The sequence below is a fragment of the Actinomycetota bacterium genome (genome assembly GCA_035759705.1).
GTDB lineage: Bacteria > Actinomycetota > CADDZG01 > JAHWKV01 > JAHWKV01 > JAJCYE01.
Genome location: DASTUJ010000028.1, coordinates 1 through 6,872, shown reverse-complemented (window position 1 = coordinate 6,872; position 6,872 = coordinate 1). Strand labels below are relative to the sequence as shown.

At 65.5% G+C, this 6,872-nt stretch carries 6 protein-coding genes; 1 reads left to right on the top strand and 5 read right to left on the bottom strand.

What is annotated here, in order from left to right; translation table 11 throughout:
• The 3 genes from VFV09_01715 to VFV09_01705 all read right to left on the bottom strand — a co-directional run.
• Nucleotides 1-1,331: Ig-like domain-containing protein (locus tag VFV09_01715; GenBank protein ID HEU4866421.1), on the bottom strand; the 1,331-nt coding region annotated here is incomplete at its 3' end.
• 193 nt (nt 1,332-1,524) lie between these two features.
• The gene (locus tag VFV09_01710) at nt 1,525-2,985 is read right to left on the bottom strand and encodes a SagB family peptide dehydrogenase (protein HEU4866420.1); all 1,461 of its coding nucleotides are present in this window, start codon (nt 2,983-2,985) and stop codon (nt 1,525-1,527) included.
• Nucleotides 2,986-3,035: 50 nt separating this feature from the next.
• Nucleotides 3,036-3,767: a MerR family transcriptional regulator gene (locus VFV09_01705; protein HEU4866419.1), complete on the bottom strand. Its 732-nt coding sequence runs from the start codon at nt 3,765-3,767 to the stop codon at nt 3,036-3,038.
• Between the two features lie 131 nt (nt 3,768-3,898).
• Here VFV09_01705 and VFV09_01700 point away from each other — a divergent pair, with 131 nt between their 5' ends.
• Nucleotides 3,899-5,665: a hypothetical protein gene (locus tag VFV09_01700; protein ID HEU4866418.1), complete on the top strand. Its 1,767-nt coding sequence runs from the start codon at nt 3,899-3,901 to the stop codon at nt 5,663-5,665.
• A gap of 67 nt (nt 5,666-5,732) precedes the next feature.
• On the opposite strand, the gene VFV09_01695 is transcribed toward VFV09_01700, so the two are convergent.
• Entirely contained in the window at nt 5,733-6,050 is a 318-nt protein-coding gene (locus VFV09_01695; GenBank protein ID HEU4866417.1) for a DUF2007 domain-containing protein, read from the bottom strand.
• A gap of 72 nt (nt 6,051-6,122) precedes the next feature.
• Nucleotides 6,123-6,872, bottom strand: a 750-nt coding sequence (locus VFV09_01690) for a radical SAM protein (GenBank protein HEU4866416.1), incomplete at its 5' end; no start/stop codon positions are given.

Below are 6,872 nucleotides of genomic sequence, written 5' to 3'. Positions count from 1 at the left end.
TCGTCGGCGCAGGTCACGGCTACCGAGACCGTCGCCGTCGAACCTCCGTTAAGCGTGTAGCTGAAGGTGTCGGGAGTGGTCCCCGGCGGGCTGTTGCAGTAGTCGGCGTCCGGCGTGTAGGTCAGGCCGCCGGCGGAGACGTCAACCGTCCCGTTTGCCGGGTCGGTCGCCGACTCGACGTTCAGCGGCCCGCCGTCGATGTCGGTGTCGTTGGCCCGTACGTCGATGTTGTTCGACTCCGAGTCCTCGGACACGCCGGCCGGGTCGTCGACCGCCACGGGAGGGTCGTCGGCGCAGGTCACGGCTACCGAGACCGTCGCCGTCGAACCGCCGTTAAGCGTGTAGGTGAACGTGTCCCCCGACCCCGTGGGGTTGTTGCAGTAGTCGGCGTTGGGGGTGTAGCCGACATCCGTCCCGTTGTTGACCACCGTGCCGTTCGCCGGCTGGGTGACCGACTGAACGTTCAGCGGCCCGCCGTCGACATCGGTGTCGTTGGCGAGCACGTCTATGCCGTTCGCGGCGGAGTCCTCGGGCACGGTCGCCGAGTCGCCGGCCGCAACCGGAGGGTCGTCGGCGTCGGTGACCGTGATGGTGAAAGTCTTCTGGAACGTGGCCAGTCCGTCCGAGACTTCGATCGTGACCGTGTAGCTCGACTTGGTCTCGAAGTCGAAGGCGGCCGCGGAGTTCAGCGAGTTGCCCGAGACGGCGAACGAGGCGAAGTCGGTGCCCGACGCGGCGACTACGGTGAATGTGTGGGTGTCGCCCGCATCCGGGTCGACCGCCGCCAGGGTTCCGACCGAGGTTCCGGCGGGTTCGTTCTCCGGAATCGTGGCGCCGGCCAGAAGGATGTCGGTGGGGGCCTGGTTGGGAGGCAGGTCGGTTTCGCAGCCCGAGCCGTTGTCGGCGCCGGATTCGATGAAGCAGTTGTCGGAGCCTGCGCCTCCGTTCATGGAGTCGGCTCCGCCTTCGCCGAACAACTGGTCGTCCCCGGCGTTGCCGCTCAAAGAGTCGTCGCCCGGGCCGCCGAAGATGCGGTCTTTGCCGCCGCCCCCGGAGATCGTATCGTCCCCGCTGCCGCCGTCGATCTTGTCGTCGCCGTCGCCGCCGGTGATCGAGTCGTGCCCGGCCCCGCCGCAGATGAGGTCGTGGCCGCCGCGGCCGTCGATCTTGTCGGATCCACCGAGGCCCACGATCACGTCGTCGCCGCCGGTGCCGGTGAGGTTGTCGGCACCGCCGGTTCCGGTGATGGTGGCGGTTTCGCCGAAGCAGAGGGTGGGGGAGGTTTGGGCCGCGGCCCGGTTTCCGAATGCCGGCCAAAGCGAAACAGCCACCAGAGCGAGGCCGGCGAGGAGGAAGGCGCGATGTAAACGGCTCAACGGGGGACCGACGTTCAGCAAGCGGGCCTCAAGATCCTTGGCGCGGTGTAAATTCTTGGTCATTCGAGATTAGGCCGTTTGAATCCCGAAGGCAATGGGTAACTTGCACTGTTTGACCCGGTCACGGCAGTGCGTTGAACCTGTACCTTTAACGGCCTACCGCCACGACCAGCATCGGCTCCGCCTCGGTCTGGAAGAAGGACCGGACCTCTTCGTCGTAGAACGTCAGACCGGTCGCGCCGAGACCGCTGGCGTAAGCGCTGAGGTAGATGCGGCCGCCCACGATGCCGGCGTTCAGCTGGGCGGCCCGGTAGCTGCGGGGCCCCAGGGTGGCCGCGGCGTCCTCGAGGTCGGTCATCAAGAACAGGGTCGCCGCGGCGTCGCCGCCGAGGTCCTGCTCCAGGCAGAGGAACTTGGCCTTCTCCCGCAGGTTCCCGAAGGCGATCTGCTGCATGCCCCAAACCGCGGCGTAGGCCCCCGGTTCAACCCCGTCGACCGCGTTGGCTATGACCCCGATCTGGGTCAGGTCCTGCCCCCAGTCGCAGGCCAGGGAGTAGGTCGAGGCGGAGATTATGCCCTCGAGGTCCTCCTTCAGAATCGACTTCCAGCTGAACTGTCGTTTGGAGCCGCGCCTGCGGATGGTTTTCTCGATGCCGGTCAAGGCGGTGGGCTCGGGAGGCGGCGCCTTGTTCGGGTAGGGGTCCTGCTGCCAGAACTGCGCCTCGGCCGGGCTCCGCAGGGTGGTCGCCAGGTGGGCTTCGAGGACCTCGTCGTACTCCCGGGTTCGAAACGACAGCTTGCCCACCGCGTGTTCGATCTCCGCAGCGGGTCCCTCCGATGCCGCGGCGGCCTCCCGGTCGCCCTGTCCGAAGCCCATGGGGACCAGGCAGAGCGACATCTCGGTTCGGCCGTCGATCCCGACCAGTCGGTCCAGCTCGTCGTCGGCGAATCCGGCGACCACCTCTGAGGTGTGCCCGCCGGAGGCGGCGAGCGCCAGCAGGTTGGCTACGATCATCCCGGAGTCCCAGAACAGGTGGCGGTAGCCGCGGGCCCGGTACTTCCAGTTGGTGCGCCACGGGATGCCCGTGAGGATCACCGTCAAGGGGGCCTGTGCCAGGCTCGGGCGGAAGCCTCCGGCCCGGACCAGGTACGGGCGGGAGTCGCCGGGCCGGATGAGCCGCAGGGCGTCGTCCTGGGGGTTGTAGTGGTAGAGGCCGTCCTCGAGCCCGGCGACTCCCGAGCACGCAGCGTAGACCTCGATGGGGTAGAGGGCGCCGGCACATGCGTAGTTGCGCAGGTAGACCGGAGTGCCGGAAGGCTGGGGGCGGACGCTCTTGACGCCGGCAGCCAGCTTCAGGATACGGGCCAGCTCTGCCCAGTCGAGCTCCCGGAGCTCCCCAAGCCGACCGATCAACGCGCTCGATACCGGAAACCCGGTGTTGGGGGAGCGCTTCGGTAGGGGGATCGGGATCAGGTCGAGGTAGTTCTTGAACGGCTCGGGCTGGTCCATCCAGTCGATTCGATGTGTGCCGGCGCGCACGGATGTCGGGCTGTGCTTGGTGAGCTCGTGGTACCGGATCGGCCTGTACCCGGAGTCCCGTTCGGTCATCGCCGCCTGATCATAGGCGGTTTTGTGGTGCTACCGGCTGCCGGCCGGGGTCAGACGTTGCCCTGGCTGATGTGACCCTGGAACTCGAGCATGGTGGCCGCTTCGGTGGCGTTTTGCATCGCCCGGGCGAGAAAGACGCTGACTGCCTCGGAGGCCAGGGGACGAAGGTCGTTGAGGATCTTCGTGATGTCGCCGAGGTCCCGGTCCGGCGTCTGGCCGCTGACGAACGGGTCCCAGATGTACATGCCGAACATGGCGACTAGGCGCCAGGAAAGGCTGTCGATGTCCGCCTTCATCAACTCGGCCTGCTTGAGCACGACGGCCAGGGGGATTCCCACCGACACCAGCTCTGCGCCGACCTTCATCAGCCGCGGGCTCGGGATGGTCCAGCCGTCTCCCTTGGGGCTCAGCAGGTCCAGCTCCACCGCCTTCTTGATAAGCGAGCCGTCCGTCTTGATCTCCGGGAACAGCTCCTCGAGCTGCTTGCGGGAGATCGTCTCCGGGACCTCGTCGGTCCAGGGCGCCATGAGGGCGTCGCTGAAACCGAGCACGTCGCTGAGCGAGGACCCGGTGTCGTGGGCCGAAAGAAGGTCGTTGATGGCCTGAAGTCCGAACCCTCGTTGCTGAAGGCGTGAAATGAGTTTCAGCCGGGTAAGGTGCTCGTCGGTGTAGTAACCGATGCGGCCGATAATTTGGGGAGGGTTGAGCACACCTCGTGTCTGGTAGGCCCGGACGTTTCGGGTGGTGGTTCCCGCCTCGCGAGCGAGTTCGTCAATCGTCATTTTGTCGGCCATCGTTCCTCCAGGATACCTCACGGAACAGTTTGCAACGTGACAGTGAACAATGTATCATTCAGCAGTGTTAATGCGAAATCGGATCGCATTGTCTACGGGGAGGTCGCATGACTGGACGAATGGCTGTATGGAACGACTGGTTCTACGTGGTCGCTCCCTTCTTGTTCTACCTCGCAGTTGTATACGTGCTGTGCGCCATGGGGCGCAGCGAAAAGAAGAACATCCTTCCGCAGTTCTTCGACAGGATTTCTAACAGCCTCCACCGCGCGACCGGTTACCCCGGGTGGGCGATGGCAGGAGCCTTGAGCGGACTACTGGTGCTTCTGGTAGCCGCTATGGGTCTTTACTGGGACGTTGCGTGGCACGTCGACCTTGGGCGTGACGAGCTTCTGTTGAACCCGTCGCACACCATGATCCTCCTTGGCCTCGGCGGCCTGATGTACGCAGCGGCCATCGCAGTCACCTTTGCTTCACTCGACAAGGCGGACACGGGCATCAAGTACAAGAGCCTGGTCATCCCGTGGTCGGCAGTGGCACTGTTCGCTCTCGGACTGGGCGGCGTTGCATCGTTCCCGTTCGACGAGCTGTGGCACCGTGCCTACGGCATCGACGTAACCCTTTGGAGCCCCACCCACCTCCAGCTGCTCGGCGGCGGCGGATTCGCCACGATCGCGGTCTGGATGATGATCGCCGAGGGCGCCCGCGGATACACCCCCACCAAGACCGGCCGGTTCATCCACATCATGGCTTCCGGCGCATGTCTTATGGGCATCACGATCTTCCAGGGCGAGTTCGAGTTCCTCGTCCTTCAGTTCCAGATGGCGTACTACCCGATCCTGGTCATGCTCTCCGCCGGCTTCGTCCTGGTGGCGGCACGCATCGCACTCGGACCGTGGGGCGCCCTCAAGACCACGTTGTTCTACCTGGGCGTTCGGGGCTTCCTGATCTGGATCGTCTCCGGTGCACTGAACCACACCGTCGTCGGCTTCGCGACCTACCTGGTTCCCGCTCTGATGGTGGAGCTGGCGGGCTACATCGCCAAGCCCGAGAACAGGCTGAAGTTCGCTCTGACCGCCGGTGTGCTGCTCGGCACCATCGGGCTTGCGGCAGAGCTGGCCTGGATGCCGCTGTCCGGCTGGATGGAGGTAACCCCGGCGCTTCTGCCCAAGGCAGTCCCGCTGGCCTTCGTTGCAGCGATCGCAGCCTCGTTGATCGGTGCCCGGTTCGGTCGAGTGTTCGACCCGACCGACGACCCGAAGCGGGCCACCCTGCCCAAGGGAGTCATCCCGGCGGCAATCGTGGCGGTAATCGTGGCGCTGGCCATCCCGCTTCCCCGCCAGGCCGGGGATGTCGAGGTGACCACCAGGCTGGTCGACCGTCAGGGTGACACCGCAAAGATCGACGTCACGCTGAACCCGCCCGACGCAGCCAAGGACTACACCGTGTTCGGTGTCGGTTCCAACCAGGGTGGAGACCCGGTGGTCTCCTCCCGGATGATCCCGCAGGGCGAAGAGGGCCACTACATCTCCGAGAACCGGCACCCGCTGTCCGGCGACTGGAAGACCTCCGTGGCTCTGTTCAGGGGCAACGAGGTCATGGCGGCGCCGGTGTACCTGCCGGCCGACCCGGACTTCGGCGCTCCCGCAGTCCCGGCTATTGACGAGCGGACCTCGAAGTTCGCAGTGATCACCGACATCACGCTTCGGGAGACGCTCGCCTTCAACGGTCCGGTGTGGCCGTCGATAGTGGCCTACACCGAGATCCTGTTCGTGCTGATCTCGTGGATCCTGATCTTCGCTCTGGCCGAGAGGCGGATCGTGGAGAACCGGGTCGACACGTACGAAACCCTAAGGTACCGGGCCGGCGTTCCGAGCTACTCCCGGTAACAGCACCACTCCCCGTAACACCGAAGAGGCGCCGCATATGCGGCGCCTCTTCGCGTTGTGGGGGAGACTAGACGACTGGTGTGCGATCGGATCCGCACTGCCAGCACTCGGTGAACTGGCCCTCTACGGTTTCCCCGCACTCCGGGCAGGTCCAGTCCTCGAAGACCAGCTCGTTCTTCAAGGCCTCGTCGATGAGCGCCCGGGCCCGGTCCCGGTCGTCCTCCCCGACCCATATCGAGGGGAGGGTATCCATCGTGATCGGGATCTCGCCCGCGATGCCCACGAGGTGTTCGCCCCGAACCAGGGCGAAGATGCCCTCGGCGTCGAGGAATCCCTTGATGAGGTGCGCCTGGGCCAGGCTGTTGGCGACGTAGGCCCGGATCACGGCAACCGGATTTTAGGCATACGCCAACGATAGGGCCTGGCGGGACTTACGGCGAGGCTTCGGTGGGGGAGCTCAGCCCCCGATGTAGGACATCTCCACCTTGGGGAGGCCCTCGGTGAGGGAGGAGCGGATCTCCGAGTAGCGGTCCTTGCGGGCGGACCAGGTCTTGCCCACGGCCTCCGAAAGCTCGGCGTCCGAGATTCCGTCCCGCATCAGCTGGCGCAGATCCTGGCCGGCGACTGCGAACAGGCAGGTGTAGAGCTTGCCCTCGGCCGAGATGCGGGCCCGGGTGCAGCCGGCGCAGAAAGGTTTGGTCACCGAGGCGATGATGCCTACCTCGTTCGTGTCGCCGACGTAGCGCCAGCGGTTCGCGACCTCGCCCGGGTAGTTGGGCGGGACCTGCTCGAGCGGCATCTCGGCGTTGATGAGCTCCATAATCTCGGCCGCAGGGACCACCTCGTCCAGCTTCCAGCCGTTGCTGTGGCCGACGTCCATGTACTCGATGAAACGAAGGATGTGGCCGGCCTCACGGAAGTAGCGGGCCATCGGCAGGATGGACTGCTCGTTGACGCCCCGCTTGACGACCATGTTGACCTTGATTGGGCTCAGACCCACCCGGGCGGCCTCGTCGATTCCGGCGAGCACCTTCTCGACGGGGAAGCCCACGTCGTTCATGGCCTTGAAGATCTCGTTGTCCAGAGAGTCCAGGCTGACCGTCACGCGGTTAAGGCCCGCCGCTTTCAGCGCCTCGGCCTTGCGGGCCAGCATGGAGCCGTTGGTGGTGAGCGTCAGGTCGAGCCCGGGGATGGCGGCCAGCATCTC